Origin of the sequence: Bacillus sp. NEAU-242-2, assembly GCF_027853835.1 — a bacterium.
Lineage (GTDB): Bacteria > Bacillota > Bacilli > Bacillales > Bacillaceae > Bacillus > Bacillus velezensis.
In genome coordinates this window covers 280,534-306,888 of the sequence record NZ_JAPNNY010000003.1, presented here as the reverse complement: position 1 = coordinate 306,888, position 26,355 = coordinate 280,534, and the positions used below count along the sequence as shown (strand labels likewise).

The following is a 26,355-nucleotide window of genomic DNA, read 5'->3' as shown; positions in this document are numbered from 1 at the left end:
GCCGTAAAAATGTGGTGAATGGAATGGAAGCAGTCCAATCAGTGCTTCAGGAATACGGGCTGACGGCTGAGTACATTGAGCCTGTCAGCCCGCATGTTTGGAAGGTCTACTCAAACTACGGCATTTTTGCTTTGAAACAGCTCAAGCCGGCCCGCAGCAGTGAATTTACGGATCTTATGATTGAGATTGAGGAGAAAGGCTACCGATCATTTGTGCCGATCTGCCGCACGTATGCAGGCGATTTTTTTGCGGGAAGACAGACGGAGAATTCTTATTATTTAATGCCTTGGCTTCAGTACGATCAGGAAGAAGAACGGGACCAAAAACATGTTTACCTTTTTAAAGAGGTCGCGAAGCTCCATTCTGCGACTGTGCGGGACATCCAAATCCGGACTGAAGATATCAGCCGCTTTTATGAAGCAACGAAAAGAGATTGGGAAAATGATAAACTTGTCTATGAACAATTCGCCGACCGGGCGGAAAAAGAGTGGTACCTTTCACCTTTTGAACTGCAGGCTGTTACGTATCTTACAGAAACGGTTTCCGCCGTCAATTTTGCTCTCGAACGTCTGGAAGAATGGTTTGACGCGGCAAAGGATCATGACAAGACGAGAGCGGTGATCAACCACGGCAGTTTATCGAGCCGCCACTTTCTGTATAATGATGCGGGATCGGGCTTTTTCACGAATTTCGAGAAAGCTGCGCTGGGTCCTCCGCAAAATGACCTGCTCGGCTTTTACTCCAGAATGTTCAGAAGCTATCCGAAAGCATGTCCAGAATGCCTGGACTGGTTTTATACGTATCACAAATCATTCCCGCTCCGTGAAGCGGAAATCAGCCTGTTTCTCAGCTATATGGCTTATCCGTCCGCCATGTACAAAGTGCTGAAACGGTATCAGACCGGCCAAAGGGGCTCTGAAAAAGAAGAGTGCACGCAATTATTAAGAGCGTTTTGGCAGATGAAAAATGTTGAACCTTTTCTCATGAAGGTTCATCAGATTGAGCGGGAGAAAAAAATAAAAGCGGAAAACGAGTCCTCTTCATAACGGGACTCGTTTTTTTATATCCAATCCAAATGCAGGGCGCACGCTAAAAACAGCAGGATGGCAAGCAGCAGGACATCAAAAGTCGTCGGAAAGAAAATCGTCCTGATCCCCTGAAAGATCGTAATCGGGATAATGACTTGCACGGATACAAGGCGGACCTGTCTGGCCCACTGGGGGAGCGAATAAGAATTGAATTTTTTTCTCACGGGCAATTCCTCCTCACATTCGCCTTTCTATGTATCGTATGTAAGGGGAAGAGCGGGGTGCATGCCCATTTATGTATGACGGCAGCGGTTTTTGGAAAAGATGATTGACGAATCAAAAACACTTTTACTATAATAAAGAACATAATAAATAAGATCATGAGCTGATATAAATACACCTGCTTTGAACGGGAAGAGTACAAGAAAGACGCATGAAGAGAGAGAAGCTACTGTGCTGAAAGGCTTCTTATGCCGTCTCATTGGAAGGTCGCCCGGGAGCATAATTTCTTGAACATACAGTAGAGAAATTCGGGCCGCACCCGTTATCCGTTTAAGTGCATGAACAAATCTGTTCATGAAAAAAGGTGGTACCGCGAAAGAGCTTTTCGTCCTTTATCAGGATGAAGGCTCTTTTTTAGTTGCTCAGCCATTTCTAAACATGCTGGAGGGTTATCATGGATACAAACGAACAAACAATGCCGACAAAATATGATCCGTCTGCGATTGAAAAAGGCCGCTATGATTTTTGGCTGAAAGGAAAATATTTTGAAGCGGGCGGCGATCAAACGAAACAGCCGTATTCTGTCGTCATTCCGCCGCCGAACGTGACGGGCAGGCTGCACCTCGGACATGCGTGGGATACGACGCTGCAAGATATCGTTACACGTATGAAACGCATGCAGGGCTATGACGTGCTCTGGCTTCCGGGCATGGATCACGCCGGCATCGCCACTCAGGCAAAAGTCGAAGCGAAACTCCGCGAGCAGGGCACAAGCCGTTATGACCTCGGCCGTGAAAAGTTTTTAGAAGAAACGTGGAAGTGGAAAGAAGAGTATGCTGATTTCATCCGCAGCCAATGGGCCAAGATGGGACTCGGACTCGATTATTCACGCGAACGTTTCACTCTTGATGAAGGGCTGAACAAAGCCGTGCGTGAAGTATTCGTCAAGTTGTACGAGAAAGGCTTGATTTACAGAGGCGAATATATCATCAACTGGGACCCTGCCACAAAAACGGCTTTATCCGATATTGAAGTGATTTACAAAGACGTACAGGGCGCGTTTTATCATTTGCGCTACCCGTTAGCAGACGGTTCAGGCTCAATTGAAATCGCGACCACCCGTCCGGAAACGATGCTTGGCGACACGGCTGTCGCAGTTCATCCTGAAGATGAGCGCTACAAGCACTTAATCGGCAAAACGGTGATTCTGCCGATTACAAACCGCGAAATTCCGATCGTCGGCGATGATTATGTTGATATGGAATTCGGATCAGGCGCCGTTAAAATCACGCCTGCCCATGACCCGAATGACTTTGAACTCGGAAACCGCCACAATTTAGAGCGGATTCTCGTCATGAATGAAGACGGAACAATGAATGAAAAAGCGCTGCAATATAACGGCATGGACCGGTTTGAATGCCGCAAAAAACTCGTCAAAGATCTTCAGGAATCCGGCGTTCTCTTTAAAATCGAAGACCATATGCATTCTGTCGGCCACAGTGAGAGAAGCGGCGCTGTTGTTGAGCCGTACCTGTCCACACAATGGTTTGTCAAAATGCAGCCGCTGGCCGATGCTGCGGTTGACCTTCAGGCAAAAGAAGAGAAGGTTCACTTCGTTCCTGACCGGTTCGAGAAAACGTACCTGCACTGGATGGAAAATATCCGTGATTGGTGTATTTCCCGTCAGCTGTGGTGGGGCCACCGCATCCCGGCTTGGTATCATAAAGAAACAAAAGAAGTGTACGTCGGCCTTGAGGCGCCTGAGGACAGCGAAAATTGGGAACAGGATTCAGACGTGCTTGATACATGGTTCAGCTCCGCGCTTTGGCCGTTTTCTACAATGGGCTGGCCTGATGAAAACGCTGAAGACTTTAAGCGGTATTACTCAACCGATGTTCTTGTAACGGGATATGACATCATTTTCTTCTGGGTATCCCGGATGATTTTCCAAGGTCTTGAGTTTACCGGCGAGCGTCCGTTCAAAGACGTGCTGATTCACGGCTTAATCCGTGACGAGCAGGGCAGAAAAATGAGTAAATCCCTTGGGAACGGCGTGGACCCGATGGATGTCATCGACAAGTACGGAGCGGATTCCCTGCGCTATTTCCTGGCAACCGGAAGTTCACCGGGACAGGATCTCCGTTTCAGCTATGAAAAAGTGGAATCCACATGGAATTTCGCAAATAAAATTTGGAACGCCTCCCGTTTTGCCTTAATGAACATGGACGGCATGACGTATGACGAGCTTGATCTGTCCGGTGAAAAATCAGTTGCTGATAAGTGGATCCTCACAAGACTGAATGAAACGATAGAAGACGTAACGCAGCTTGCGGATCGTTATGAATTCGGTGAAGTCGGACGCCACCTGTACAACTTTATCTGGGACGATGTGTGCGACTGGTATATCGAAATGGCGAAGCTTCCGCTGTACGGGGAAGATGAAGCGGCGAAGAAAACAACCCGGTCTGTTCTGGCATACGTGCTTGACCAGACGATGCGTCTTCTTCACCCGTTTATGCCATTCTTAACGGAAGAAATCTGGCAGCACCTTCCTCATGAAGGCGAGTCAATCACGATCAGCTCTTGGCCGGTTCCGGTGTCGGAACATACGGATAAAGAGGCAGCGGCGGATATGAAACTGCTCGTTGAATTAATCCGTTCTGTCCGCAATATCCGGAGCGAAGTCAACACGCCGATGAGCAAGCAGGTTGAACTTTACATTAAAACATCTACCGAAGACATTGCCGGCCGCCTTGAGAAGAACCGTTCTTACGTTGAACGCTTTACGAATCCGAGCACGCTGAAAATCGGGACGGATATCGCTGCGGCAGACAAAGCGATGACAGCTGTCGTCACCGGAGCGGAAGTCATTCTGCCGCTTGAAGGGCTGATTAACATTGATGAGGAGATCGCCCGTCTGCAAAAAGAATTCGACAAGCTGACAAAAGAAGTCGAACGCGTTCAGAAAAAACTCGGCAACGAAGGATTCATTAAAAAAGCTCCTGAGCATGTCATTGAAGAAGAACGCGGAAAAGAGAAAGACTACACGGCAAAACGCGAAGCTGTCCGGCAGCGGATTGCAGAGCTGAAAGGCTGATAAAACAGCGGGGCGGTTTCCTAAGAAACCGCCTTGTCGTATAAAAGAGGGGATTTCATTGTTTAATACGTACAAAGAAGCGATCAGCTGGATTCACGGCAGACTCAAGTTCGGCGTTAAGCCGGGCCTTCTCCGTATGGAAAAGCTGATGGAAAAACTGGAACACCCGGAAAAGAACATTCGCGCCATTCATGTGGCGGGCACAAACGGCAAAGGATCAACCGTCTCTTTTATCCGTTCCGTGCTTCAAGAAGCCGGTTATACGGTCGGCACGTTCACATCGCCTTACATGATTACGTTTAATGAGCGTATCAGCGTCAACGGCACGCCGATTACCGATGAGGAATGGAGAACGCTCGTTAATGACATAAAGCCGATAGTCGATGAGCTCGATAAGACTGATGCCGGAACGGTGACAGAATTTGAAATCATTACAGCGTGTGCATTTTTATATTTTGCGAAGCGGGCTGATATCGATTTTGTTATTTTTGAAGCGGGGCTCGGCGGCACATTTGATTCAACCAATATTGTGAAACCGCTCCTGTCGGTCATTACAAGTATCGGACATGACCATATGGCCATTTTAGGCAATACCATCGAGGAGATCGCCGGGCAGAAAGCCGGTATCATTAAAAATTCCATTCCGGTCATTACGGGTGTCAATCAGCCGGAAGCACTCGGCGTTATTGAAGCGGAAGCCGAAAAAAAGCAGGCTCCGTATCAGTCACTATATAAAACGTGCAGACTGTTTAATGAAGCGGCGCTTCCGTCCGGCGAAAGCTTTTCGCTGGAAACAGAAACGAAATGCTATGAAAACATTCAAACGTCGCTGATCGGCATTCACCAAAGGCAGAATGCGGCATTGGCGATATTGGCGGCTGAATGGCTGAATCGCCTGGAAGCCGCAGTCATTTCAGAAGAAGCGATGCGAAACGGCCTGAAAAAAGCTTCCTGGCCGGGCCGGTTTGAACGTCTTCAAAGCCGCCCTTTAGTGTTTGCGGACGGCGCGCATAACGAAGAGGGCGTTGAAACGCTGACAGAAACGATCAGGCAGCGCTTTGCCGATAAAAACGTCCATGTCGTATTCAGCGCATTAAAAGACAAACCGTATCAGGAAATGATTAAAAAGCTTGAAACCGAAGCAGATTCCATTCACTTTGTATCATTTGACTTTCCGCGTGCTTCAAGCGCCGAAGCTCTTTACAATGCAAGCAGTCTTGCGTCTAAGAGCTTCGATGAGAACCCGGACAGTGTGAAAGAATGGATAGAACAAAAAGACGGGGCGGATGATGTCATCATCATTACCGGCTCCTTATATTTTATTTCAGAAATGAGAAAGCGGCTTATCTGACAGCCCCTCGGATGCCCGGCAGACCATTTTCCGGTTTTGCCGGGTGTTTTTATGCTGAAAATATATTTTCAGCCATTTCAGTCATGGTGTTTTTCTTTGCTATAATCTGAGCCAGATTGATAGTAAAGGTGTGGTCTGAGTGCTTTTGATTCTGTTTTTTCTCGGCTTGATTTTCGGTTCTTTTTTTTATACAGCAGCGTGCCGTATCCCGCTTCGAATCTCGGTTATTTCGCCGCGTTCAGCCTGCTCGTTCTGCGGCTTGCCGCTCTCCTGGGGGGAGCTTGTGCCCGTCGTCTCCTATATTCTGCAAAGAGGCAGATGCAGAAACTGCCGTGCGAAGCTGTCGGTTATGTATCCGGCGGCGGAATGCTGGACGGCGTGTTTATTCACGGCTGCAGGCATTCATTTCGGTTTCTCAAAAGAACTGTTAGTTGCGCTGTTATTTCTGTCTCTGCTGATGATTGTTACTGTGACGGATCTGCAATATATGCTGATTCCTGACAAGGTTCTGCTGTTTTTTCTTCCGCTTTTCATCGCCGGCCGTATGTTTTCTCCGCTGGATTCATGGTATGCGGGGTTTGCAGGAGCTGTTTGTGGATTTGCTCTGCTTGTTTTTATCATGTTTGTCAGTAAAGGAGGCATCGGCGCAGGTGATGTGAAACTGTTTGGGGTGATCGGCCTGACGCTCGGCGTGAAGCTCGTGCTCATTGCATTCTTTCTTTCCGTTATGATCGGAGCCGTATACGGTATGTGCGCCGCAGCCCGGGGCAGGCTTGGTAAAAAGCAGCCATTTCCGTTTGCGCCGGCCATCTCAGCCGGGAGCGCTTTGAGTTATTTATACGGAGAAGAGCTGTTTTCGTTTTACATCAAGCTCGCTTCAGGCGGGGCTTGAAAAATTTGGCGAACGTTTTTTGGACAAGACGACAAAAGTCTTGTTCTTTTTTTTTTCGCCTATGCTAAAGTGTGAACCATGATCAGTTCAAGGTACGGCCAAGACGAATGCAAGGGGGAAGAGACGTTGAAAAAAAGGAAGAGCAAAAAGCACAGCAAAGCTAAAAACAATGCCCTTAAAGTAACCATTAACGGACAAGAAGAAACGATGTATGGACAAGAAGATGTGAATGAAGGCGGGGAGAAGACCGTCACATTTTCCAATTGGGAAGAAACAAAAAAGGCGGAACAGGAGACCGCCGCTTCCCATGAAGATCCGAAAGAAGAAGATTTCAATTGGGATCATGAGAAGAATTCTGAGGTATTTGAAGATGACCCGAAAGTCGTTCCGCCATACCAGAAGAAAAAAACAGGCCCTCATTTTCCGAAAAAAAAGCAGCCGTCTTCTCCAGTTAAAAAAGCGGTCACGACAATTGCCGTTGCGGCTGTTTTAGGCACCGGGCTCGGCCTTGTCGCCTTAAATATGTCGGGAAGTAAAGAAGCCTCCGCTCCGGCATCAGCTGACAAAGGTTCACAAGGGCAGACGGTGAAAGCGGGAGATGTTTCTAAAGACAAATCTGAAACAGCCGGCACAGGAGATGCGGAATCTTCAGTGGGAAACTATAAAACATATGCGGTGCAGGCCGGAAAATTTTCATCAGAAAAAGGAGCGCAAACGCTTGTTGACCAGCTGACTGAAAAAGGATACTCGGCCGTCTCTCTGGCAAAAGAAGACGGATACACATACGTGATCGCCGGGCTTGCAGCGGAAAAAAGCTTATCACAGCAATTGGGTCAGACACTGATAGACCATGATTTTGAGGCTTGGGGCGGAAAAGAGCTCAGCTTTGCGGTCGATTCAGGGCTGGAAGACTCTTTTAAACAGGCATCTGAGCTCTCCGCCAAAGCGATTACCGGTAAAGATCTTTCAAAAACGGAAGTGGCTGAAGCGGCAAAAGCGGCAGACGGCGCAGACGCCGCTGACAAAAAGCAGAAAGAGGCCGTGCTTCAAGCGCTGAAAGAACTGGAAACGTCGGGTTCGGAATCCGGCTGGAAAGCCCAAAAAGAGCTTTTAAGTGTTGTAAAATAGTATCTCATTTCCCGTCATCCGGCGGGATTTTTTATTTTGTCATCAAAAAGTTATTTTTCTGAAATTGTGGTTGCCCGTTTGATTTGGTAGGATAGACAAGTATCTTTTTTTCTTAAGCAAACCCTGAAAGGATGACAACCATGACAAAACGCTTAATACTCGCATCACAATCTCCGCGAAGAAAAGAACTCCTTAATCTTCTTCAGATTCCTTACAGCATTATTGCGAGCCGCACAGAAGAAAAATTAAATCGAAACCTTTCGCCGGAAGAAAACGTCCAATGTTTGGCCGAGCAAAAAGCCGGTGCTGTATTGGCCGAAAATCCCGATGCAGTCGTTATCGGGGCTGACACGATGGTGTGCATAGACGGCGAGTGCCTCGGCAAACCGCGTGACAGGGAAGAAGCGGCACAGATGCTGCGGAGGCTTTCCGGCCGAAGCCATCAAGTCATTACGGCGGTCAGCATTCAGACGCATGACCGGAAAGAAACATTCTGTGACACGACGGAAGTGACGTTTTGGCCGCTCAGTGAAGACGACATACAGCTCTACATTGAAACAAAAGAACCGATGGATAAAGCAGGTGCATACGGCATCCAAGGAAAAGGCGCGCTTTTAGTGAAAAAAATAGACGGTGATTTTTATTCTGTCGTCGGGCTTCCTGTCGCTAAAACAATGAGAGCCTTGAAAGAATTTAATATAAAAGCTTGATGTTCAAACCGGGAAGGGGAACAAGGAGGGGTTGATCATCCGTGATCTGCCGTTAAAATTAAGAGATTTCCCCGAAAAAGAAAAACCGAGAGAGCGGCTTCTGCACTTCGGAGCCGAACATCTCTCTAACAATGAATTGCTCGCCATCCTGCTGCGGACGGGAACGAAACATGAGTCCGTCATGAACCTCGCTCACCGGCTGCTGCGGACGTTTGACGGGCTGCGCCTGTTAAAAGGCGCCTCTGCCCAGGAGCTTTCCAGCATTCCGGGAATCGGCACGGTGAAAGCCGTTCAGATTCTTGCCGCAATTGAGCTGGGGAGCCGCATTCATAAGACATCCGCCGGGGAGCATTGCGTCATCCGCTCTCCGGAAGACGGGGCGAAGTATGTGATGGAGGATATGCGCTTTTTATCCCAGGAGCATTTTGTCTGTTTATATTTAAATACCAAAAATCAAGTCATTCATAAACGCACCGTTTTTATCGGAAGTCTGAATTCATCTATTGTCCACCCGCGGGAGGTGTTTAAAGAAGCTTTCAAACGATCCGCCGCGTCCTTCATTTGCGTTCATAATCATCCTTCAGGAGATCCTACACCGAGCAGGGAAGATATAGAGGTAACCAGGCGGCTTTTTGAGTGCGGAAATTTAATCGGCATCGAGCTGCTGGATCATTTGGTCATTGGTGATAAAAAATTTGTGAGTTTAAAGGAAAAAGGATATTTGTAACACTTTTTTTTTCGTTGATTTAAGATATAATAGATTTTATGAGTTTTTCCCTTTAGGGTATTTTTGCTTTAAGAAAGGAAGATACATACATATGTTCGGAATTGGTACAAGAGACCTTGGTATAGATTTGGGAACCGCGAATACGCTTGTGTTTGTTAAAGGTAAAGGAATCGTAGTGAGAGAGCCGTCTGTCGTTGCTCTGCAAACGGATACGAAGTCAATCGTTGCGGTCGGTAACGATGCGAAAAACATGATCGGAAGAACTCCGGGCAACGTGGTTGCGCTCCGTCCGATGAAAGACGGCGTTATCGCTGACTATGAAACAACTGCGACAATGATGAAATACTACATTAATCAGGCTGTGAAAAATAAAGGATTGTTTGCGAGAAAGCCGTACGTTATGGTGTGTGTGCCGTCAGGTATTACGGCCGTTGAAGAACGGGCGGTCATTGACGCGACAAGACAAGCGGGCGCACGTGACGCTTATCCGATTGAAGAACCGTTTGCGGCCGCAATCGGCGCGAATCTTCCGGTATGGGAGCCGACGGGCAGCATGGTCGTTGATATCGGCGGCGGAACAACTGAAGTGGCGATCATTTCTTTAGGCGGCATTGTCACGTCCCAGTCAATCCGCGTAGCCGGTGACGAAATGGACGACTCAATCATCAGCTATATCAGAAAAACATATAATCTGATGATCGGTGACCGTACGGCGGAAGCCATTAAAATGGAAATCGGTTCAGCCGAAACCGGTGAAGAAAATGCGTCAATGGAAATCCGCGGCCGCGATCTTCTGACAGGTCTGCCGAAAACGATCGAAATCACGGGAACGGAAATTGCAAATGCACTGCGTGATACAGTTCTCTCAATCGTTGATGCGGTGAAGAGCACGCTTGAAAAAACACCGCCTGAGCTGGCCGCTGACATTATGGACAGAGGTATTGTATTAACAGGGGGAGGCGCCCTGCTCCGCAATCTCGACAAAGTCATCAGCGACGAAACGAAAATGCCTGTTCTTATCGCTGAAGATCCGCTGGATTGTGTTGCGATCGGCACTGGAAAAGCACTGGAGCACATCCATCTTTTCAAAGGAAAAACAAGATAATCAGGAGTTAAATAGAAGAGGTGTATCACGATGCCGAACAAACGGTTAATGCTATTACTTCTGTGTATTATCATATTGGTGGCTATGATTGGATTCTCGCTGAAGAACGGCCGTAATACCACCTGGCCTGAAAAGCTGATCGGTGATACGACGGGAGTATTTCAAAACATTTTTCACACGCCTGCCGAATATTTTGCAGGGTTCTTCGGGGACATAAAAGACCTGAAAAACACGTACAAAGAAAACGAACGCTTAAGACAAAAGCTGGACGGACAGACACAATATGAAGCGAAGCTCCAAGAACTCAAAGATGAAAACAAGAAGCTGCGTGATGAACTCGGGCATGTCAAATCAATTTCCGACTATGATCCGATTTTAGCGACCGTTATCGCGAGAAACCCTGATCAATGGTACAAGCAGATCATGATCAATAAGGGAACGAAGCATAAAGTGGCCAAAGACATGGCTGTCACGAACGAAAAGGGTGCGCTGGTCGGGAAGATCAAAAGCAGCGGACTCAACAGTTTCACATCCGCCGTTCAGCTGCTGAGCGATGTTGACCGCAATAACAGAGTGGCCACCAAAATCTCCGGCAAAAAGGGAAGCAAAGGCTACGGTTTAATTGAAGGGTATGATAAAAAGAAACAGACCCTGAAAATGACCATCCTTGAACCGGATGAAAAACGTGAAGTGAAGAAAGGCGACCTCGTGGAGACCTCCGGAACGGGCGGCGTATTTCCTCAAGGGCTGACGGTCGGCGAAGTGACCGATGTAGAATCAGATGCTTACGGCCTGACGAAAATCGCTTACGTGAAACCGGCTGCCGACTTGTACGATCTTGACCATGTCATCGTCGTGAACCGAAGCGTAGCAACAGGGGAGGAAGGATCGTGAAACGTTTCCTTCTCCCTTTGATTATGATTTTGGTCTTTTGTGCGGAAAGCATCTATACCGATCTGGTGCGTTTTCCTTTCGTTTCCGTCGAGCAGCAGGTCGTTCCGCATTTTCTTTTGCTTGCGCTGATTTTTATGTCGGCTTATATCAACCAAAAGCATGCGGTGATCTACGGTTTCATTTTCGGATTTCTTTATGACATCAATTATACGGGTGTTTTAGGCGTTTATATGTTTGGTTTTGCCGGATTATGCTATCTGGCGGCCAAAGCGTTTAAAGTGCTGCAGACAAACGCCCTGATGGTCATTCTGGTCGCGGTGCTGAGCGTATGTGTGCTTGAATTTTACGTCTACGGCATTCAGACGTTAATCCGCAGCGGCACTATGACGTTTAACGATTTTGTCATTCAGCGGTTCTTGCCGACCGCTTTGCTGAATATTGCGGGAGCCGTTATATTAGTCCTGCCCTTCAGGCTGTTTTATATAAGTCTGAAGAAAGAATTAAGAGATGAGTAAAAAGGATTTTATCTTTTTTTGACGAAAAGAGTATGTTGTTGAGGTGAACATTGATGAAGACCAAAAAGCAGCAATATGTAACAATAAAAGGAACAAAAAACGGCTTAACATTGCATCTGGATGATGCGTGTTCTTTTGATGAGCTCCTCGATGGTCTTCAAAACATGCTGTCGATTGAACAATATACTGATGGCAAAGGCCAAAAAATCAGTGTTCATATTAAACTCGGGCATCGGTATCTGTATCAGGAACAGGCAGAGCAGCTGACTGATCTGATCGCGTCAAAGAAAGATTTAGTCGTGCATTCAATTGACAGTGAAGTCATCGCCAAAGAAGAAGCGCAGCGGATGAAAGAGGAGCAGGAAATTGTTTCGGTTTCCAAAATCGTCCGTTCGGGCCAGGTGCTTCACGTGACGGGAGATTTGCTTTTAATCGGAGATGTGAATCCCGGCGGTACGATCAGAGCCGGAGGAAATATATTTGTTCTCGGTTCATTAAAAGGGATTGCCCACGCGGGTTATAACGGAAATAACCGGGCTGTGATCGCCGCATCCGAAATGATGCCGACACAATTGAGGATCAATCACGTGTTAAATCGCTCCCCAGACCACATTCAAAAAGGGAACGACATGGAATGTGCTTATTTAGATACTGACGGAAATATGGTCATTGAACGCCTTCAGCAATTGGCTCATTTAAGACCTGATCTAACAAGGCTTGAGGGAGGAATGTGAAATTGGGTGAGGCTATCGTAATAACTTCGGGAAAAGGCGGAGTAGGTAAAACAACAACATCTGCAAACCTCGGTACCGCCTTAGCCATTTTAGGGAAGCGCGTCTGTTTGGTAGACACAGATATCGGACTGCGCAACCTTGATGTCGTAATGGGTCTTGAAAACAGAATTATTTACGACTTAGTAGATGTAATTGAAGGCAGATGCAAGACGCATCAGGCGCTTGTCAAAGACAAACGTTTTGATGATCTGCTACATTTAATGCCGGCTGCCCAGACAAGCGACAAGACGGCTGTTGTCCCTGAGCAGATCAAATTGCTTGTGCAGGAGCTTAAGCAGGAATTTGATTATGTCATTATTGATTGTCCGGCCGGAATTGAACAAGGCTATAAAAATGCCGTCTCCGGAGCTGATAAGGCGATTGTTGTGACGACGCCGGAAATATCAGCGGTGCGGGACGCTGACCGCATTATCGGACTTTTGGAGCAGGAAGATATCGAACCGCCGCGCCTTATCGTGAACCGCATCAGAAATCACCTGGTGAAAAACGGTGACACGATGGATGTAGATGAAGTTGTTCATCATCTGTCTATTGATCTCCTCGGAATCGTTGCTGACGATGATGAAGTGATCAGGGCTTCAAATATCGGCGAACCGATTGCCATGAATTCCAAAAACCGCGCCAGCATTGCGTACCGCAATATCGCCCGGCGCATTTTAGGAGAATCCGTTCCTTTGCAGGTGCTTGAAGAGCAGCAAAAAGGGATGATGGCGAAAATCAAGTCATTTTTCGGCGTGCGTTCATAATATATACCAGAATACAAAGATCTGATGAAGCCCAGCTTATCAGGTCTTTTTTGTTTTTTAAGAGCGCATATTTGCAATGGACAAGACATAGGATGTACAAACCCAACGATTGCAAAGGATGATGGCGATGAGTCACAGAGCTGATGAAATTAGAAAAAGACTGGCCAAAAGAAGAAAACAGCGGCCTGAATCAAAACGGACTTTCGTTCAAAACGCTCAAACGCAGAATTTTCCCGCGTGGCAGACGGTCAAGGAGCAGGAAAAGCACAAGCTTCTTCCGGACTACGAATATCAAACGGAACACCCGCCCGAATTTAACGGGCGGCATCCATTGATCAGCGCTCATTCTATTATTTTAAAATGCCTGCTGGCCGCCTGTCTCGTACTGATCTCCGCTATTGCCTATAAAACTGACAAACAGCCGCTGAGTCAGATCAAACCGGCAATCGCACAAACCTTTCAAAAAGAATTTCAGTTTGCTGCCGTAAGCAATTGGTTCGTATCTTCCTTCGGAAACCCGCTCGCTTTTCTTACGCCGGGAACGAAAAAGAAGGACGGTCAGGTGGCGGTCAGTCAGGATATGGCCGTTCCTGCCGCGGGGAAAATCCAGCAGGACTTTCAAAATAACGGAGAGGGCGTCGTCGTCGAAACCGCCAGTGAAGCCATTGACAGTGTAAAAGAAGGCTACATTATGGAAGTGAGCAAAGATAAAAAAACAGGGCTGACGGTGAAGGTGCAGCACGCCGACAATACAAGCAGCATTTACGGCCGGCTAAAAGATGTTAACGTTTCATTGTACGACTTTGTCGATAAAGGGAAAAAGATCGGTTCGATCAAGCTCAACGATAAAAGTAAAGGCCAGTACTATTTCGCGATCCAGGATGGCGATAAATTCATAGATCCGATCCAGGTGATCACATTTGATGAATAAATGGCTCATCCTCCTTTTTAAAATTCATGTCCATCCTTTTCTTTGGATTATTATGGGGCTCGGTCTTATGACGGGGCACATCAAAGCGCTGCTGTGTCTTTTGCTGGTTGTATCCGTTCATGAGCTGGGGCATGCTGCTCTGGCTGTGTTTTTTTCGTGGCGCATTAAACGCATCTTTCTGCTCCCTTTCGGCGGGACGGTTGAGGTGGAGGAGCACGGAAACCGGCCGCTAAAAGAGGAATTCGCGGTCATTTTGGCGGGCCCGCTTCAGCATGTGTGGCTTCAGGCGGCAGCCTGGCTCTTTTTCATGTCAGGCTTTGCAAGTGAGCAGACATTTGAGATGTTTACCTTTTATAATCTCTCCATTCTTTTCATCAATCTTTTGCCGATCTGGCCGCTTGACGGCGGCAAGTTCGTGTTTTTATACTTCTCTAAACAAATGGCTTTTCAAAAAGCGCATCTCCTCAGCCTGCAGACATCGGCCGTTTCCGCTCTTTTGCTCTGCTGCTGGATTGTGCTGGCCGTCCCCCTTCAGGTCAGCGCATGGGTGCTGTTCGTCTTTCTCGCCGCTTCTTTATGGGATGAATACCGGAAGCGGCATTATATTCAGCTGAGGTTTCTTTTGGAGAGATACTACGGCAAAAACCGCGATGTCGCCATGCTGCATCCTTTGACGGTCGCGGCCGATGCCAAAGTAAAGCATGTCATGGCCGAATTCAAACGGGGATGCAAGCACCCCATTATCATTGAAAAAGCCGGAGAAAAGCTCAGCCAGCTCGATGAAAATGAAGTGCTTCATGCGTATTTTGCCGATAAACGGACAGATTCCTCTATGGAAGACCTGCTGCTGCCTTACTAGAAATAGATTGACATATCCTTTTGGTTCTGATATATTTTTTAATGTTATGGATGTAGCACCAATGCTACAACCGCTCGGGACAGGTGATAAGAGCTTTAAAGCCCCCTGTTGCTGGCGAGTCTTAGTCTAATAGGAGGTGCAGAGAATGTACGCAATCATTAAAACAGGCGGAAAACAAATCAAAGTTGAAGAAGGTCAAACTGTTTACATCGAAAAACTTGCTGCTGAAGCAGGTGAAACAGTGACGTTTGAAGACGTATTGTTTGTTGGCGGAGACAGCGTGAAAGTCGGCAACCCAACAGTTGCAGGCGCGACAGTTACAGCTAAAGTTGAAAAACAAGGCCGTGCGAAAAAAATCACTGTTTTCCGTTACAAGCCAAAGAAAAATGTTCATAAAAAACAAGGTCATCGTCAGCCTTATACTAAATTGACAATCGAAAAAATCAACGCGTAAGCATGATTGAGGCAACAATTCGAAGATCCCGGGATGACGGGGGCATTTTGTCCTTTGAAATGACGGGACATGCCGATTTTGCTGAACATGGACGAGATCTCGTTTGCGCCGGGGTCACGGCTGTCGTTTTCGGAGCGGTCAATGCGGTTATCGCGCTGGCTCCTCTCGAACCGATTCTTGATATAGGCGAGGACGGGGGTTATTTCTACTTTGAATTCCCTGAAGCCGCTGATCAGGAAGCTTTGCAAAAAGCGCAGCTGCTGATTGAAGGCATGATTGTTTCTCTTGAAACGATCGAGCGGGATTACAGTGAACACTTACGGTTGACTGCAAACCAAATATAGGAGGTGAGTTACATGCTTAGATTAGATCTTCAGTTTTTCGCTTCTAAAAAAGGTGTAGGTTCTACAAAGAACGGACGTGACTCTGAATCTAAACGTTTAGGCGCTAAACGTGCAGACGGTCAATTCGTAACAGGCGGATCTATCCTTTACCGTCAACGCGGAACGAAAATCTACCCAGGTGAAAACGTGGGCCGCGGAGGAGATGACACTCTTTTTGCTAAAATCGACGGAACTGTTAAATTCGAACGTTTCGGCCGTGACCGCAAAAAAGTGAGCGTATATCCTGTAGCTCAATAATGACACAAAAAACTCCGGTCGTTGACTGGAGTTTTTTTTGCAGTAAGCGGAGTAACATCAAGAATGAAAAGCAGAGGATGCGTGAGTGAACCCCGCCTTGAATGAGGACATCAGCTTCTCATACCCACTGGATATGTTCCCCAAGCAGTGATACCAAAAATGTTTCTGCCTGGCATCCGCATTGTATGCGATCCGAAAAAGGAACATGATGAACCAGGAAAAACAAGTGTTTTTTTAACAAAGCCTTCTCTGTTATAATTCATAGTACACACTTATCAAGACTCCTAAAAAGAAATTAAACGATTGGGAGTGCGAAAATGAAGGATGTATCGAAGAAACAAGAAGAACCTGTAAGCGATGCGGCTCTGATCAATGAACTGATCCAATTAATGGGCCATTTCCGTCATGATTGGATGAATAAGCTGCAGCTGATAAAAGGAAACTTAAGTTTGCAGAAGTATGACAGGGTCGTTGAAATTATTGACGAAATGGTCATAGATGCAAAGCACGAATCAAAGCTCTCAAACCTGAAAACCCCGCACTTGGCGTTTGACTTTCTGACATTTAATTGGAAGTCCCGTTATATGAGGCTCGAATACGAAGTGCTCGGAGAAATTAAAGATTTATCGGCATATGATCAAAAGCTGTCGAACCTGATGAGAAAACTGTTTCATCTGTTCGGTCTGGCGGTAAGCAATGAAAGTGAAAATCATCTGACCGTATCGCTGCAGACAGATCACCCTGACAGACAGCTTATTGTATATCTCGATTTTCATGGAACGATTGCAAATGCAGATGTGTTTGATGAATTTCGCAAATCGCGGTATGAGGACTTTGATGTCATGCAATTTGAGCTGACCGGCCATGAATGTGTGGCCGAAATTGGAATGAACTAGCGGTTTTTTACGGTTTAGAACGGAGGATATTATGTTTGTAGATCAGGTGAAAGTATATGTAAAAGGCGGCGACGGCGGTAACGGAATGGTTGCGTTCCGCCGTGAAAAATATGTGCCGAAAGGCGGGCCTGCCGGCGGTGACGGAGGTAATGGAGGCGACGTCGTTTTTGAGGTTGATGAAGGACTGCGCACGCTTATGGACTTCCGGTACCAGCGCCATTTCAAAGCGATACGCGGCGAGCACGGCATGTCTAAAAACCAGCACGGCAGAAATGCGGACGATATGGTTGTTAAAGTTCCGCCCGGCACAGTCGTAACGGATGACGATACAAAACAGGTCATTGCCGATCTGACAGAGCACGGGCAGCGCGCCGTCATCGCAAAAGGCGGACGCGGCGGACGCGGAAATACCCGCTTTGCGACACCGGCCAACCCGGCACCGCAGCTGTCAGAGCACGGAGAACCCGGAAAAGAGCGCTATATCGTGCTTGAACTGAAAGTGCTTGCAGACGTAGGTCTCGTCGGCTTTCCGAGCGTCGGAAAATCTACGCTTCTGTCTGTCGTTTCATCGGCAAAGCCGAAAATCGCCGATTATCATTTTACAACGCTTGTTCCGAATCTGGGCATGGTGGAAACGGATGACGGAAGAAGCTTCGTCATGGCGGATCTGCCCGGTTTGATTGAAGGAGCGCACGAAGGAGTCGGCTTAGGCCACCAATTTCTCCGCCATATCGAACGGACGCGCGTCATCGTTCACGTTATTGACATGTCAGCGATGGAAGGCCGTGATCCGTATGAGGATTATGTGACCATTAATCAGGAGCTCAGTGAATATAATCTGCGGCTGACGGAGCGTCCGCAAATTATCGTTGCGAATAAAATGGACATGCCCGAAGCGGCTGAAAATCTTAAAGCGTTTAAAGAAAAGCTTCAGGATGACCATCCTGTCTTCCCGATCAGCGCGGTGACGAGAGAAGGGCTCCGCGATCTTCTGTTTGAAGTCGCCAACCAGCTGGAAACAACGCCTGAATTCCCGCTGTATGATGAAGAAGAACTGGCGGAAAACCGCGTAATGTACACGATGGAAGATGAAGAAATTCCATTTGACATTACCCGTGATCCGGACGGCGCGTTTGTGCTTTCAGGTGACAGTCTGGAACGCCTCTTTAAAATGACTGACTTCTCCCGTGACGAATCCGTCAAGCGTTTTGCAAGACAGATGCGCGGTATGGGCGTTGATGAAGCGCTCAGAGAACGCGGTGCTAAAGACGGCGATATCATCCGGCTGCTGGAATTTGAATTTGAATTTATTGATTAAAAAAATGGAGAGCTTGCAATGCAGGCTCTCTGATGTAAAAGGGAGGGGTGCAGGTGAAAGAAGAGACATTTTATTTAGTGCGTGAAGACGTTCTGCCTGATGCGATGCGGAAAACCCTTGAAGTCAAAAAACTGCTGGACAGAAAAAAGGCTGAATCGGTTGCAGATGCCGTGCAAAAAGTTGATTTAAGCAGAAGCGCTTTTTATAAATACCGAGATGCGGTTTTCCCTTTTTACACGATGGTTAAAGAACAAATAATCACACTTTTCTTTCATTTGGAGGATCGGTCAGGCGCGTTATCCCAGCTTTTGCAGGCGGTGGCTGACTCAGGAAGCAACGTGCTTTCCATTCACCAGACGATTCCGCTTCAGGGCAGGGCGAATGTCACGCTCTCAATCAGTACGTCCGCAATGGAAGAAAACATTCATACGTTAATGAATAAACTGAGAAAATTTGATTTTATAGAAAAAGTTGAGATCTTAGGGTCAGGCGCGTAAGGAGAGAAGAGACATGAAAGTCGGTTATTTAGGGCCAGAAGCCACATTTACACATCTAGCAGTCAGTTCCTGCTTTCAAAACAGCGTGACACAAGCACCTTATCAAACAATACCGGCATGCATGGATGCGGCGGTTGCGGGAGAAGTTGATCTTGCATTTGTTCCTTTGGAAAACGCGCTGGAGGGCTCGGTTAACTTAACGATTGACTACTTGATTCATGAGCAGCCTCTTGCGATCGTGGGGGAAATGACGCTGCCGATTCACCAGCATCTGCTCGTTCACCCTTCGAGAGAAAATGAGTGGAAAAAGCTTGAGAAAATTTATTCTCATTCCCATGCGATTGCGCAATGCCACAAATTTCTTCACCGGCATTTTTCGTCCGTTCCTTATGAGTATGCGAAGTCAACAGGTGCGGCGGCCAAGTATGTCAGTGAGCATTCGGACCTTCCGATCGGCGTGATTGCAAATGAAATGGCGGCCGCTACATACGGATTGAGCATCGTGAAGCGGGATATTCAGGATTATCAGGACAACCACACGAGATTTGTCATTCTTTCGCCTGAAAAAGACGTCTCATTCGAAGTGAATGCGAAACTGTCTTCACGGCCGAAAACGACGATGATGGTAACGCTTCCCCAAGATGACCAATCAGGCGCGCTGCACAGGGTGCTGTCCGCTTTTTCATGGAGAAACCTGAATTTATCAAAGATCGAATCGCGCCCGACAAAAACGGGTCTCGGCAACTATTTCTTTATTATTGATATTGAACAGGCGATGGATCAGGTTCTCATTCCCGGTGCCGTTCAAGAGATGGAAGCCCTCGGCTGCCGGGTCAAGCTTCTGGGAACATATCAATCCTATTCGATATAAAAAAAGCCCTTCAGGGGGCTTTTTTTTAATCTTTTATTAAAATACCCGCGTCGTCCAGCGCTTGGCAGGCTTGGTCAATCCGCTCTTTTGTCGGGGCGCTTAACGTATGGAGATGCACGCCTCCGGTCAGCTGTGAAAGATAAGCGGCATTTGTCGAGTTAATGTGATCCATGAATTGTTTGACTTCTTTCCGTGTGCTGACTCTTATGGCGGCGGTTAAATCGCCGTATACGGGGTGTTCAATAATGACGTCCTTTATGGTGACGCCTTCATCGACAATGAGTTCAAGCTCTTCTTCCGTCCGCTCAGGGCCGTGCAGACAGGCGACAATCCGTTCGGCGTTTTTTTCGCCGCCGGCATTCATGCTGATGTATAAATAGCCTTGGCTCGTCGCGATAATCGGTTCGCTTTTTGCTTTCAAGAGCGATATGTCCTGCACGATCACCTGTCTTGAAACATTTGCTTTTTTGGCCAATTCGCCTCCTGTTAATGGCGAGCCGGCTTCTTTCAGCCAATGAAGCAGCATGTCGCGTCTTTTCGCCCCAGTAAGCTTCGTTCCTTCTGTCAAATTGCTGATTCTCCTTTCTTTTGCTCCCATAGCGCCGTAAATGTATGTATCAGCATATCGAGCTGTTCACATGTTGTTTCGTTTCCGAATGAGATCCGGAAAAACTGCCGCGCTTCCCGTTCGGTTTTTCTCAGCGCCTTCATAGCTGAAGAAGGGCCGTGGCTGCCGGCGGAACATGCGCTCCCGGTTGAGATGCAAATATCGTTACGATTACATTCTAACATAATATATTGTCCTTCAAAGGAGTGAAAAAAACACCCGACAATGTGGGGCAGGCATTCACCGCCGGTTTCTTCCTCTGAAAATGAAATGGGAAGGCCTTGACGCCGAATTTGATCATACAAATAATTCCTCAGCCTGTCAGCATGCTCACGGTGTTCCTCCATATGTTTCACTGCATGCTCCGCAGCAGCGGTAAAAGCGCCGATGGCCGGCACATTCACCGTACCGGGCCTGAACCCGTTTTCATGCACGGTATGCGGATAAACCGGATTCCAGCTGACACCGGGCCGAATGTAAACAGCCCCGGTGCCTTTCGGGCCGTATACTTTATGACCGGAGACGGAAAGGGCGTCGATTCCCGCCTGATCCGCATCAATCGGCAGTTTGCCGAAACTTTGGACACAATCGCAATGCAGCAAAATGTTTCTCTGGTGAAGAAAAGCGGCCAGACGATTCACAGGCTGGATGAGGCCGGTTTCTGAATTGGCGTGCTGTATGGAAACGAGCCCCGTGTCAGGTCGGATATGAGCCGCCAGTATGTCCTCGGTTATAAGGCCGTTTTCGTCGGGATATATGATGGTGACATCAATTCCCCGGTCAGCTAAAAACGCCGCGGCATTATGGATCGAGTGGTGTTCCATTGCGGTCGTAATAAAATGTTTTTTGTGGTCGGGCAGACCGTGCAGCAACGATTGGACGGCCAAGATGTTCGCTTCCGTTCCGCCGCTTGTAAAGTAAATGCCGTCTGCCGCTCCGCCGATCAATTTTCCTGCAGAATGTCTGCAATATTCCAGCACGTCCGCCGCTCTTCCTCCGGCGTCATGAAGGCTGCTTGCATTGCCGTATACCTCTGTGCTGAGATGCTGAAAGACTTTCGCGGCTTCTTTGCTTAAAGGCGTTCCCGCCGCGTAATCAAGATAAATCATACAGCCCGTCTCCTATCCGTTTATGTTAAAAAAAGCTTGAGTTTATTTTATCGTTGTGTAAATATAGGTGTCAAGACAGGTGTAAATATAACAGGAGGGTGATGTATGTCTGAAAAAACAATTATCGTCATTGGTTCGGGGACGGCGGCCCTTGCCTGTGCTTCCTCATTTCCTCCGTCATACCAAGTGACCGTCATTACAAAGAGAAACGTAACGAACAGCAATTCGCATTATGCTCAAGGCGGGATTGCTGTGTCATACGCAAAAGATGACTCTATAGAATCCCATGTGAACGATACACTGTATGCGGGATGCGGACACAATGACGTGACAGCCGTGCGGCATTTGCTGAAAAGCGGACAGAGCATGATAAACAGGCTGATAGAAGGCCATTTCCCTTTTGATACGAAGTCGGATGGAACCTTTTGTCTCGGCAGGGAAGGCGCTCATTCCAAAAGGAGGATTCTGCACGCCGGGGGAGATGCGACCGGACGGATGCTGGTTGAGTTTCTGGTTCGGCAGCTGAGGGACGGCATTCGGATCATTGAACACGAGACGGTTGTTGATCTGCTGATTGAACACGGGCGATGCGCAGGCGTTGCCGTAAAGGATGCTTCAGGCGCCGTTTCTTACAGAAGAGCGGATTGTGTAGTGCTTGCTTCAGGCGGCTGCGGCAGTCTGTACCAATATCACACAAATGATTCCGCCATAACGGGAGACGGCATCGCTCTTGCCTTCCGCGCGGGTGCTGAGATCACGGATATGGAGTTCACCCAATTCCACCCGACCCTCCTTGTGAAAAACGGGACTGTTTACGGTCTGATTTCTGAAGCAGTGAGAGGAGAAGGCGGATATTTAGCGGATCGCTTCGGGCGCAGGATCATGGCTGGCAGACACGCGCTTGAGGATTTGGCGCCCCGGGATGTGGTTTCACGGGCGATTTATGAAGAAATGATGAAAGAAAATCCTGTTTTTATAAATTGCAGCCGAATAGCCGATTTTAACAAACGTTTTCCGACCATAACAGAAATTTGTCAAACAGCCGGCGTTGATCTTGAAAGCGGGATCCCCATAGCACCCGGAATGCATTTTTTAATGGGCGGAGTAAAAGCCGATACATGGGGGAAAACGTCCGTGCCTGATTTGTACGCCATAGGCGAGACCGCCTGCACAGGCTTGCACGGGGCGAACCGCCTTGCGAGCAACTCACTGCTGGAAGCGCTGGCAAGCGGGCAACGATGTGCTGAACATATCATTCATACACCGTTAAACGGAAGATATAAAAAAACCCCGAAGAAAATTGATGTCATCTTACAAGTGCCGGACACAACGCTTCATGTCCTTCAAGCCAAAATGACAACCGGAGCGGGCATCGTCAGGGAAAAAGAAAACCTGCAGGCGCTGGCATCCTGGCTTAACAACGTATCTGTGCGTCATATGAATGTGAAGGATATCACAATGGAACAAGCCGAGCTATCCTGCCTATGGAAGACTGCGCAATTTGTTGTGACCTCAGCCCTTATTCGGGAAGAAAGCAGAGGCGCTCATTTTCGCACTGATTTTCCCGGGACGGAGAAAGAGTGGCACGGAAAACAAATCATTCATTCAACATCTGGAACAGTTATCAGAAAAAACGAAAGGATTGGGGAACTATGGACATTCTGCAGCTGAAACAAATGCTGACTCATTTTTTTCAGGAAGATATCGGAACGGGTGATGCGACGTCACAAGCGATTTTTTCTGATCAGCAATGTAAAGCGCGGATCATCGCAAAAACAGACGGCGTGTTTGCCGGAGAAGACGTTATCCGTGAAGGATGGAAGCTTTTACACGATGATATCCGCATCCGCTCCCTGAAAAAAGACGGAGAACGGATGAAAAGAGGAGACGTGCTCGCTGAAATGGAAGGCCGGGCGGCAGCTCTTCTTACGGGGGAGCGGGTCATTTTGAATCTCATACAAAGAATGTCAGGCATTGCGACCATGACGGATGAGGCCAAAAGGCGTCTTGATGATCCGTCCATCAAGCTTTGTGATACGAGAAAAACGACACCCGGGCTCAGAATGCTGGAAAAATACGCTGTGCGCATCGGAGGCGGCTTTAATCATCGCTTCGGCTTATATGACGGCATCATGATTAAAGATAATCATATTGCCGCCTGCGGATCGATAAAGGCAGCCGTTAAGCGGGCAAGAAAAACGGCGGGGCAGATGCTTGCGGTGGAAGTCGAAATCGAATCCGAACAGCAGCTGCTCGAGGCAATAGAAGCGGGCGCAGACATTATTATGTTTGACAACTGTCCGCCTGAGTCCGTCCGGCGTTTTGCAGGCATGACACCGGGTCATATCAAAACGGAAGCATCCGGAGGCATAACACTCGATACATTGCCCGCTTATAAAGGGACGGGCGTCCAATATATTTCACTCGGATTTCTGACTCATTCAGTAAAAAGCGCCGACATCAGCATGGATGTTGAGGCTGCGGAACAGGGGGATTTTTAAGATGTCTATTTTTGACGTGCTAACTGCATCAGCCGAAATGATGCCGAGCCATTATAAAGACATGAGCACCGGAGAAATGGAAAAGCGTGTCGCCGCCATTAAACGGGCTTTCGGAAAGCGCTTATTCATTCCGGGGCATCACTATCAAAAAGACGAAGTGATACAATTCGCCGATACGGCAGGTGACTCCCTGCAGCTTGCTCAAGTGGCAGAAAAAAATAAAGAGGCGGAATATATTGTGTTTTGCGGCGTGCATTTTATGGCGGAAACCGCTGATATGCTGACTGATGATAACCAAACTGTCATTTTGCCCGACATGCGCGCCGGATGCTCGATGGCTGATATGGCAGATATTCAGCAGACGGACAAAGCATGGCAAGAGCTTCAAGAACTGTACGGTAACACCATCATTCCGTTAACATATGTTAACTCGACGGCGGAAATTAAAGCATTCGTCGGACGGCACGGAGGAGCGACCGTCACCTCTTCGAATGCCCGGAGTGTGCTGAAATGGGCTTTTAAACAAAAAGAAAGAATTTTATTTTTGCCGGATCAGCATTTAGGCAGAAATACGGCCTATGACCTCGGCATTCCGCTGACAGAAATGGCTGTATGGGACCCGGGGCAGAACCGATTGCTTACTGACCATCCGGAAAACATTAAAGTCATCCTTTGGAAAGGGCATTGCTCCGTACACGAAAAGTTTACAGCGGAAAATATTTCTCAGCTGCGGCAGCGGGATTCCGGCATCCGCATTATCGTTCATCCGGAATGTTCGCGGGAAGTGGTCTCGCTCAGTGACGACAGCGGGTCTACCAAATATATTATTGATACGATTGAACAGGCAGAACCGGGAAGCAAGTGGGCGATCGGCACGGAAATGAATCTTGTTCAGCGCCTCATTCACTCGCACCCGGATAAACAGATTGAATCATTGAATCCCGATATGTGTCCGTGTCTGACAATGAACAGAATCGACCTGCCGCATTTATTGTGGTCGCTTGAGCAGCTTGAAAAAGGCGAGCCGAAGGGTGTCATTAAAGTTCCGGAAGCGGTTCGGACAGAAGCGCTTCGTGCTTTGAACAGAATGCTGAGTCATACGTAATCATAAAAATTTCCCCTCCTTCCCAAATTTTTTATCATCATGCCCAGTCCACCGGCATATAGTGTGAAGAAACGTATTGTAATGACAAATGTACCGTTCACGTTTTGTGCATAGGAGGGGAAAACGTTGAAAATTCATATCGTTCAAAAAGGCGATTCGCTCTGGAAAATAGCTGAAAAATACGGAGTTGATCTTGAAGAGTTAAAAAAACTGAATCATCAGCTTAGCAATCCAGACTTAATTATGCCTGGAATGAAGATAAAGGTGCCTTCAGAAGCCGTTCCGGTCAGAAAAGAACCCAAGGCCGGCTTCGGAACGTCTGCGCATAAGCATGAGCATCCATATGCCAAAGAAAAACCGAAATCAGTTGTGGACATTGAAGACACCATACCGGAAGAACCAAAGCCGTCAATTCCGTATGTGCCGCCAATCCCTGAAAAGCATGAAAATGTGCTGCCGGAAGCTGATATGAACCAATATTATCCGTCCAATCAGCTGTTTCAGCCGTGGTCGCCTCCTAAGCCGGAGGAACCGGTGACACATTTTGTCGAGCCGAAAGAAAAAGAGCATGACAATAACATTCCACAACAGGAGGAAATGATCAACATGGAAAACGCGAATTACCCGAATATGCCGAAGGCGCCTGAAGCCGGTAAGATGGAAGAAGAAAACGCCGCTTATCATCTGCCGAACATGCCAAACATTCCGAATGTCCCGTTTCCGAATATGCCGGCCGTTGAACCGCCTTTTATGCATTACCCGATGCCGTGCATGCCTTGTCCTTGTCCGGTTCCGGTGACACCGATGCTGCCGGGTTCGGGACTATGCCATCCGTGCTTCCCGGTAGGCGGGGGTTTCGGCGGTTTTGGAGGAGGTTATGGAGGCTTTCCGGTAATGCCGATGCCGTTACCGTACGGATTCCATCATCACGGATTCCATCATCCGGGATTTGGGCCGCAAGCGGGTTACGGTGAATATGAAAACCAGGCCCATGAAAATGCAGAGCATTATGATGGTTCTGCATCAGGTTTCGGCGGTGCTCCGTACGGTCAAATGCCGTATTACGGCGGATATTCGTCACATTACGCAAACGCGCCTCATCATGATGGAAAATATAAGGATGATGATTGCGGCTGCCATGATTCACATCACCACCACCATCATCACCACGGTTCACATCACCATCACGCAAATGTGCCTGTGCAGCCGTATCCGAATGTGGGTGCAAACGCCGGATATTTTATGCCTTACGGCGGAGCAAATCCTAATGCCGCGCCGAATCAGCCGAGTCCAAATCAAGTATTCGGACGGCCGGAGGAAGAAGAAGATTAATGTTTCGGGACGATGTATGTCGTTC

28 protein-coding genes and 2 other annotated features are annotated in these 26,355 nt (G+C 47.7%); of the genes, 25 read left to right on the top strand and 3 right to left on the bottom strand.

Going from position 1 to position 26,355, the window contains the following annotated elements; all coding sequences use genetic code 11:
- Positions 1 to 23 precede the first annotated feature (23 nt).
- Complete coding sequence (ysxE, locus tag OWN49_RS11730; protein WP_060674860.1) at positions 24 to 1,046, top strand: spore coat protein YsxE; 1,023 nt, start codon at positions 24 to 26, stop codon at positions 1,044 to 1,046.
- 14 nt (positions 1,047 to 1,060) lie between these two features.
- Here ysxE and OWN49_RS11725 read toward each other — a convergent pair whose 3' ends face one another.
- Positions 1,061 to 1,252: a hypothetical protein gene (locus tag OWN49_RS11725; protein WP_060674742.1), complete on the bottom strand. Its 192-nt coding sequence runs from the start codon at positions 1,250 to 1,252 to the stop codon at positions 1,061 to 1,063.
- Between the two features lie 172 nt (positions 1,253 to 1,424).
- Positions 1,425 to 1,646: a binding site (T-box leader), on the top strand.
- A 58-nt stretch (positions 1,647 to 1,704) separates the two neighbouring features.
- On the opposite strand from OWN49_RS11725, the gene OWN49_RS11720 reads away from it, so the two are divergent.
- From OWN49_RS11720 to pheA, 20 genes are all read left to right on the top strand, one after another.
- Positions 1,705 to 4,347 (top strand): valine--tRNA ligase, encoded by a 2,643-nt coding sequence (locus tag OWN49_RS11720; RefSeq protein WP_060674740.1) that lies wholly within the window; start codon positions 1,705 to 1,707, stop codon positions 4,345 to 4,347.
- 58 nt (positions 4,348 to 4,405) lie between these two features.
- A complete protein-coding gene (locus OWN49_RS11715) occupies positions 4,406 to 5,698 on the top strand; it encodes a bifunctional folylpolyglutamate synthase/dihydrofolate synthase (protein ID WP_077722653.1) in 1,293 nt (430 codons plus the stop codon).
- A 139-nt stretch (positions 5,699 to 5,837) separates the two neighbouring features.
- On the top strand, positions 5,838 to 6,590 hold the full coding sequence (locus OWN49_RS11710; protein WP_071181911.1) for a prepilin peptidase: 753 nt from the start codon (positions 5,838 to 5,840) through the stop codon (positions 6,588 to 6,590).
- A gap of 126 nt (positions 6,591 to 6,716) precedes the next feature.
- Positions 6,717 to 7,718 (top strand): SPOR domain-containing protein, encoded by a 1,002-nt coding sequence (locus tag OWN49_RS11705; protein ID WP_070082168.1) that lies wholly within the window; start codon positions 6,717 to 6,719, stop codon positions 7,716 to 7,718.
- 140 nt (positions 7,719 to 7,858) lie between these two features.
- Positions 7,859 to 8,428, top strand: coding sequence for a Maf family protein (locus tag OWN49_RS11700; RefSeq protein WP_070082167.1), 570 nt, complete (start codon positions 7,859 to 7,861; stop codon positions 8,426 to 8,428).
- Positions 8,429 to 8,459: 31 nt separating this feature from the next.
- Positions 8,460 to 9,155 (top strand): RadC family protein, encoded by a 696-nt coding sequence (gene radC, locus OWN49_RS11695; RefSeq protein WP_007408165.1) that lies wholly within the window; start codon positions 8,460 to 8,462, stop codon positions 9,153 to 9,155.
- A gap of 91 nt (positions 9,156 to 9,246) precedes the next feature.
- On the top strand, positions 9,247 to 10,260 hold the full coding sequence (mreB, locus tag OWN49_RS11690) for a cell shape-determining protein MreB (RefSeq protein WP_003152647.1): 1,014 nt from the start codon (positions 9,247 to 9,249) through the stop codon (positions 10,258 to 10,260).
- A gap of 30 nt (positions 10,261 to 10,290) precedes the next feature.
- Positions 10,291 to 11,154: a rod shape-determining protein MreC gene (mreC, locus tag OWN49_RS11685; protein WP_003152649.1), complete on the top strand. Its 864-nt coding sequence runs from the start codon at positions 10,291 to 10,293 to the stop codon at positions 11,152 to 11,154.
- The gene (mreD, locus tag OWN49_RS11680; protein ID WP_003152650.1) at positions 11,151 to 11,669 is read left to right on the top strand and encodes a rod shape-determining protein MreD; all 519 of its coding nucleotides are present in this window, start codon (positions 11,151 to 11,153) and stop codon (positions 11,667 to 11,669) included. Before mreC ends, mreD begins: the two co-directional genes overlap by 4 nt.
- A 53-nt stretch (positions 11,670 to 11,722) precedes the next feature.
- Complete coding sequence (minC, locus tag OWN49_RS11675; protein ID WP_003152653.1) at positions 11,723 to 12,403, top strand: septum site-determining protein MinC; 681 nt, start codon at positions 11,723 to 11,725, stop codon at positions 12,401 to 12,403.
- Between the two features lie 2 nt (positions 12,404 to 12,405).
- Positions 12,406 to 13,209: a septum site-determining protein MinD gene (gene minD, locus OWN49_RS11670; protein WP_060674730.1), complete on the top strand. Its 804-nt coding sequence runs from the start codon at positions 12,406 to 12,408 to the stop codon at positions 13,207 to 13,209.
- A gap of 127 nt (positions 13,210 to 13,336) precedes the next feature.
- Positions 13,337 to 14,140, top strand: coding sequence for a M23 family metallopeptidase (locus OWN49_RS11665; protein ID WP_007408168.1), 804 nt, complete (start codon positions 13,337 to 13,339; stop codon positions 14,138 to 14,140).
- Complete coding sequence (locus OWN49_RS11660) at positions 14,133 to 14,999, top strand: M50 family metallopeptidase (protein ID WP_003152659.1); 867 nt, start codon at positions 14,133 to 14,135, stop codon at positions 14,997 to 14,999. Before OWN49_RS11665 ends, OWN49_RS11660 begins: the two co-directional genes overlap by 8 nt.
- Positions 15,000 to 15,057: 58 nt before the next feature.
- Positions 15,058 to 15,131 (top strand) — a sequence feature (ribosomal protein L21 leader region).
- A gap of 13 nt (positions 15,132 to 15,144) precedes the next feature.
- A complete protein-coding gene (gene rplU / locus OWN49_RS11655) occupies positions 15,145 to 15,453 on the top strand; it encodes a 50S ribosomal protein L21 (protein WP_003152660.1) in 309 nt (102 codons plus the stop codon).
- A gap of 2 nt (positions 15,454 to 15,455) precedes the next feature.
- Positions 15,456 to 15,797 (top strand): ribosomal-processing cysteine protease Prp, encoded by a 342-nt coding sequence (locus OWN49_RS11650; protein ID WP_060674727.1) that lies wholly within the window; start codon positions 15,456 to 15,458, stop codon positions 15,795 to 15,797.
- Between the two features lie 12 nt (positions 15,798 to 15,809).
- Positions 15,810 to 16,094, top strand: a complete 285-nt coding sequence (gene rpmA / locus OWN49_RS11645; RefSeq protein ID WP_003152662.1) for a 50S ribosomal protein L27 — start codon at positions 15,810 to 15,812, stop codon at positions 16,092 to 16,094.
- A gap of 317 nt (positions 16,095 to 16,411) precedes the next feature.
- Entirely contained in the window at positions 16,412 to 16,990 is a 579-nt protein-coding gene (locus OWN49_RS11640; protein WP_003152664.1) for a sporulation initiation phosphotransferase B, read from the top strand.
- A 31-nt stretch (positions 16,991 to 17,021) separates the two neighbouring features.
- Positions 17,022 to 18,308: a GTPase ObgE gene (gene obgE / locus OWN49_RS11635; protein ID WP_003152665.1), complete on the top strand. Its 1,287-nt coding sequence runs from the start codon at positions 17,022 to 17,024 to the stop codon at positions 18,306 to 18,308.
- A 53-nt stretch (positions 18,309 to 18,361) separates the two neighbouring features.
- Positions 18,362 to 18,805, top strand: a complete 444-nt coding sequence (thrR, locus tag OWN49_RS11630; RefSeq protein WP_007408173.1) for a transcriptional regulator ThrR — start codon at positions 18,362 to 18,364, stop codon at positions 18,803 to 18,805.
- 13 nt (positions 18,806 to 18,818) lie between these two features.
- Complete coding sequence (gene pheA / locus OWN49_RS11625) at positions 18,819 to 19,676, top strand: prephenate dehydratase (RefSeq protein ID WP_003152668.1); 858 nt, start codon at positions 18,819 to 18,821, stop codon at positions 19,674 to 19,676.
- A gap of 25 nt (positions 19,677 to 19,701) precedes the next feature.
- On the opposite strand, the gene OWN49_RS11620 is transcribed toward pheA, so the two are convergent.
- Together OWN49_RS11620 and OWN49_RS11615 are read right to left on the bottom strand one after the other, a co-directional pair.
- Positions 19,702 to 20,244: a transcription repressor NadR gene (locus OWN49_RS11620; protein WP_014305508.1), complete on the bottom strand. Its 543-nt coding sequence runs from the start codon at positions 20,242 to 20,244 to the stop codon at positions 19,702 to 19,704.
- A complete protein-coding gene (locus OWN49_RS11615) occupies positions 20,241 to 21,392 on the bottom strand; it encodes an IscS subfamily cysteine desulfurase (RefSeq protein ID WP_146277253.1) in 1,152 nt (383 codons plus the stop codon). Before OWN49_RS11615 ends, OWN49_RS11620 begins: the two co-directional genes overlap by 4 nt.
- A 105-nt stretch (positions 21,393 to 21,497) precedes the next feature.
- Between OWN49_RS11615 and nadB the strand changes: the two genes are divergently transcribed.
- The 4 genes from nadB (at position 21,498) to safA (ending at position 26,330) form a co-directional block, all read left to right on the top strand.
- The gene (nadB, locus tag OWN49_RS11610) at positions 21,498 to 23,063 is read left to right on the top strand and encodes an L-aspartate oxidase (RefSeq protein WP_176283446.1); all 1,566 of its coding nucleotides are present in this window, start codon (positions 21,498 to 21,500) and stop codon (positions 23,061 to 23,063) included.
- The gene (nadC, locus tag OWN49_RS11605) at positions 23,045 to 23,893 is read left to right on the top strand and encodes a carboxylating nicotinate-nucleotide diphosphorylase (RefSeq protein ID WP_077722647.1); all 849 of its coding nucleotides are present in this window, start codon (positions 23,045 to 23,047) and stop codon (positions 23,891 to 23,893) included. The genes nadB and nadC overlap by 19 nt, the downstream gene beginning before the upstream one ends.
- Position 23,894: 1 nt before the next feature.
- On the top strand, positions 23,895 to 24,998 hold the full coding sequence (nadA, locus tag OWN49_RS11600) for a quinolinate synthase NadA (RefSeq protein ID WP_025649684.1): 1,104 nt from the start codon (positions 23,895 to 23,897) through the stop codon (positions 24,996 to 24,998).
- A gap of 126 nt (positions 24,999 to 25,124) precedes the next feature.
- Complete coding sequence (safA, locus tag OWN49_RS11595) at positions 25,125 to 26,330, top strand: spore coat assembly protein SafA (protein ID WP_176283445.1); 1,206 nt, start codon at positions 25,125 to 25,127, stop codon at positions 26,328 to 26,330.
- Positions 26,331 to 26,355: the final 25 nt, after the last annotated feature.

Bases quoted from the DNA above. Each gene is read 5' to 3' on its own strand.
- nadA (WP_025649684.1), top strand. From the start codon at position 23,895: ATGTCTATTTTTGACGTGCTAACTGCATCAGCCGAAATGATGCCGAGC.
- mreB (WP_003152647.1), top strand. From the start codon at position 9,247: ATGTTCGGAATTGGTACAAGAGACCTTGGTATAGATTTGGGAACCGCG.
- obgE (WP_003152665.1), top strand. From the start codon at position 17,022: ATGTTTGTAGATCAGGTGAAAGTATATGTAAAAGGCGGCGACGGCGGT.
- OWN49_RS11720 (WP_060674740.1), top strand. From the start codon at position 1,705: ATGGATACAAACGAACAAACAATGCCGACAAAATATGATCCGTCTGCG.
- ysxE (WP_060674860.1), top strand. From the start codon at position 24: ATGGAAGCAGTCCAATCAGTGCTTCAGGAATACGGGCTGACGGCTGAG.
- OWN49_RS11660 (WP_003152659.1), top strand. From the start codon at position 14,133: ATGAATAAATGGCTCATCCTCCTTTTTAAAATTCATGTCCATCCTTTT.
- rpmA (WP_003152662.1), top strand. From the start codon at position 15,810: ATGCTTAGATTAGATCTTCAGTTTTTCGCTTCTAAAAAAGGTGTAGGT.
- OWN49_RS11665 (WP_007408168.1), top strand. From the start codon at position 13,337: ATGAGTCACAGAGCTGATGAAATTAGAAAAAGACTGGCCAAAAGAAGA.
- OWN49_RS11700 (WP_070082167.1), top strand. From the start codon at position 7,859: ATGACAAAACGCTTAATACTCGCATCACAATCTCCGCGAAGAAAAGAA.
- rplU (WP_003152660.1), top strand. From the start codon at position 15,145: ATGTACGCAATCATTAAAACAGGCGGAAAACAAATCAAAGTTGAAGAA.
- minC (WP_003152653.1), top strand. From the start codon at position 11,723: ATGAAGACCAAAAAGCAGCAATATGTAACAATAAAAGGAACAAAAAAC.
- OWN49_RS11650 (WP_060674727.1), top strand. From the start codon at position 15,456: ATGATTGAGGCAACAATTCGAAGATCCCGGGATGACGGGGGCATTTTG.
- pheA (WP_003152668.1), top strand. From the start codon at position 18,819: ATGAAAGTCGGTTATTTAGGGCCAGAAGCCACATTTACACATCTAGCA.
- OWN49_RS11640 (WP_003152664.1), top strand. From the start codon at position 16,412: ATGAAGGATGTATCGAAGAAACAAGAAGAACCTGTAAGCGATGCGGCT.
- nadC (WP_077722647.1), top strand. From the start codon at position 23,045: ATGGACATTCTGCAGCTGAAACAAATGCTGACTCATTTTTTTCAGGAA.
- OWN49_RS11615 (WP_146277253.1), bottom strand. From the start codon at position 21,392: ATGATTTATCTTGATTACGCGGCGGGAACGCCTTTAAGCAAAGAAGCC.
- nadB (WP_176283446.1), top strand. From the start codon at position 21,498: ATGTCTGAAAAAACAATTATCGTCATTGGTTCGGGGACGGCGGCCCTT.
- mreC (WP_003152649.1), top strand. From the start codon at position 10,291: ATGCCGAACAAACGGTTAATGCTATTACTTCTGTGTATTATCATATTG.